At 71.1% G+C, this 2546-nt stretch carries 2 protein-coding genes; one reads left to right on the forward strand and one right to left on the reverse strand.

Features of this window, described 5'->3' with window-relative positions:
• Nucleotides 1-1464, reverse strand: a 1464-nt coding sequence (locus KDH83_RS30305; protein WP_212322654.1) for an FtsX-like permease family protein, incomplete at its 3' end; no start/stop codon positions are given.
• A gap of 103 nt (nucleotides 1465-1567) precedes the next feature.
• On the opposite strand from KDH83_RS30305, the gene KDH83_RS30310 reads away from it, so the two are divergent.
• Complete coding sequence (locus KDH83_RS30310) at nucleotides 1568-2542, forward strand: TRAP transporter substrate-binding protein (RefSeq protein WP_212322656.1); 975 nt, start codon at nucleotides 1568-1570, stop codon at nucleotides 2540-2542.
• The last annotated feature ends 4 nt before the right edge of the window (nucleotides 2543-2546 follow it).

Genomic DNA, 2546 nt, shown 5'->3' on the forward strand with positions numbered 1-2546 from the left:
GACCTGGGTGATGGTGGCGGCGCGGCGCCGCACCACGCCCGCCAGGGCGAAGCGCAGGGACGGCAGCCCGTTGGCCACGCGACGCAGGCGCGACAGGCCCAGGATGCAGAGCCAGGCCACCAGCGCGAACACCAGGAACGCGCCCAGGAAGCCGCCCGCCACTACCGCCCCCAGCCGCGCGTCGCCGGCGAACCACCAGATCAGCAGCGCGAAGCCCGCCGCGCCCAGCCCATAGCCGGCGGCGCTGCGCGCGCCCAGGGTGTCGGCGTCGCGCCGCAGCACGCGGGCCGGCGGCACATGGCGCAGCTGCGCCAGCGAGGGCAGCGCGAAGCCCAGCAGCAACAGCAGGCCGGTCAGCAGCCCCTGCGCCGCCGGCACCGCCGAGGGCGCGGGCAGGGTCGTGTCGATCAGCGAAGCCAGCACCGCCACCAGGCCCTGGTGCACGGCGAAGCCCAGCAGGCAGCCGACGGCCGACGAGAACAGCCCGACCAGCGCGAACTCCAGCGTCAGCATGCGCGAGACCTGCGACTGCACGGCGCCCAGGCAGCGCATGACGGCGATGCCGTCGCGGTGCCGCGCCATGTAGCGCCCGGCCGCCAGCGCCACCGCCACGGCCGAGATCAGCACGGCCAGCAGCGCCACCAGCGACAGGAAGCGCTGGGCGCGGTCCAGCGTGCGGCGCACCTCGGGGCGGCCCGATTCCAGCGTCGCCAGCTTCTGGCCGCGCTTGAGGTTCTGGCCCAGCCAGCCGGCGTAGCCGGACACGGCCTCGGGCGGGCCGGCGACCAGCAGCGCGTAGCCGATGCGGCTGCCCGGCGCGATCAGGCCGGTGGCCGGCAGGTCGCTGGCGCGCAGCAGCACGCGCGGCGCGACGTTGACGAACTGCATGCCCCGGTCGGGTTCATAGCTCACCACCCGCTCGATGCGCAGGCGCGTGTCGCCCACGTTGAGCAGGTCGCCGATATTCAGGTTCAGCAGCGACAGCAGCTGGCCGTCGACCCAGACCGCGCCCTCGGACGGAATGCCGCGCGCCGGCGCGTCCGGGGCGAACGGCCCCTCGGCCACGCGCAGCGCGCCGCGCAGCGGGTAGCCGGGCTCGACGGCCTTGAGCGCGGCCAGTTGGGCGCCGTCGCCCGCGCTGACCATGGACGGGAACTGCCAGGTGCGCGATACCTCGAGCCCGCGCTGGCGCGCCTGCTGCAGGAAGGCGTCCGGCACCGGCTCGTCGGCGTCCAGCACCAGGTCCGCCCCCAGCATCTGGCCGGCATCGCGCTCCAGCGCCCGGCCGACCCGATCGGCCAGGAAGCCGACGCTGGTCACGGCGGCCACCGCCACCACCAGCGCCAGCACCAGCAGCCGCAGCTCGCCGGCGCGCGCGTCGCGCATCATCATCCTGGCGCCCAGGCGCAGGGTGGACCAGAAACCGGCGCGGCGCGCCCGGGAGGCATCAGGGAAATCCATCATCGTGCAATCTTACCCAACGGCCGGAAGGGGGGCCGAATCCCGCTATCATGCGCTACTGCGGCGCGACGCCGTGACAAGAACATACTGAATACTGGAGAAGACAATGCGCAAATCCTGGCTTGCAGCCACGATCCTGGCCGCCTGCGGGGCGGTCGCTTCCCTGCCCGCCGCGGCGCAGAACACCCTGAAGATGGCCTACGCCCTGTCGACCTCGTCGCACTACGGCGCCGGCGCGGACGCCATGGCCAAGTCCATCGAGGCCTCGACGGGCGGCAAGTACAAGGTGCAGCAGTTCGCCAACAGCGCGCTCGGCGGCGAGCGCGAGGTCATCGAGGGGCTGCAGATCGGCACCATCGACCTGGCGATCGTTTCGACAGGGGCTACCCTCAATTTTGTTCCCGAAACCGGGGTTTTCGATATCCCCTTCCTGCTGCGCGACCTGCCGCACGCCCGCACGGTGCTGGACAGCAAGATCGGCCAGGACATGCTGGCCAAGTTCCCCAGCCGCGGCATCATCGCCCTGGCCTGGGGCGAACAGGGCTTCCGCCACCTGACCAACAACGTGCGCCCGGTCAAGACGCCGGCCGACGCCAAGGGCCTGAAGATCCGCACCACGGAAAACCCCATCCACATCGCGGCCTTCCGCCAGATCGGCATCCTGCCGACCCCGATGGCCTGGCCCGAAGTGGCCACCGCCCTGCAGCAGGGCACCATCGACGGCCAGGAGAACCCGCTGTCGGTCATCACCTCGGCCAAGCTGTCGCAAATGCAGAAGCACCTGGCGCTGACCGGCCACGTCTACGGCCCGGCGCTGGTGCTGATGTCGGCCAACGTCTACAACGGCCTGTCGGCCGCCGACAAGGCCAACTTCGACAAGGCCGGCAAGGAATCGGCCCAGGCCATGCGCGCCTACGTCGACAACATCGAGAAGACCGGCGTGGAACAGCTGAAGAAGGAAGGTATGCAGGTCACCGAAGTGGACCGCGCCGCCTTCGCCGCCGCCGTCGAGCCGGCCTACCCCGAGTACTACAAGAAGTACGACAAGAAGCTGATCGACGCCATCCGCGACACCAAGTAAGCAC

It is taken from the genome of Achromobacter sp. Marseille-Q0513, assembly GCF_018195695.1.
Taxonomy (GTDB): Bacteria; Pseudomonadota; Gammaproteobacteria; order Burkholderiales; family Burkholderiaceae_B; genus Achromobacter.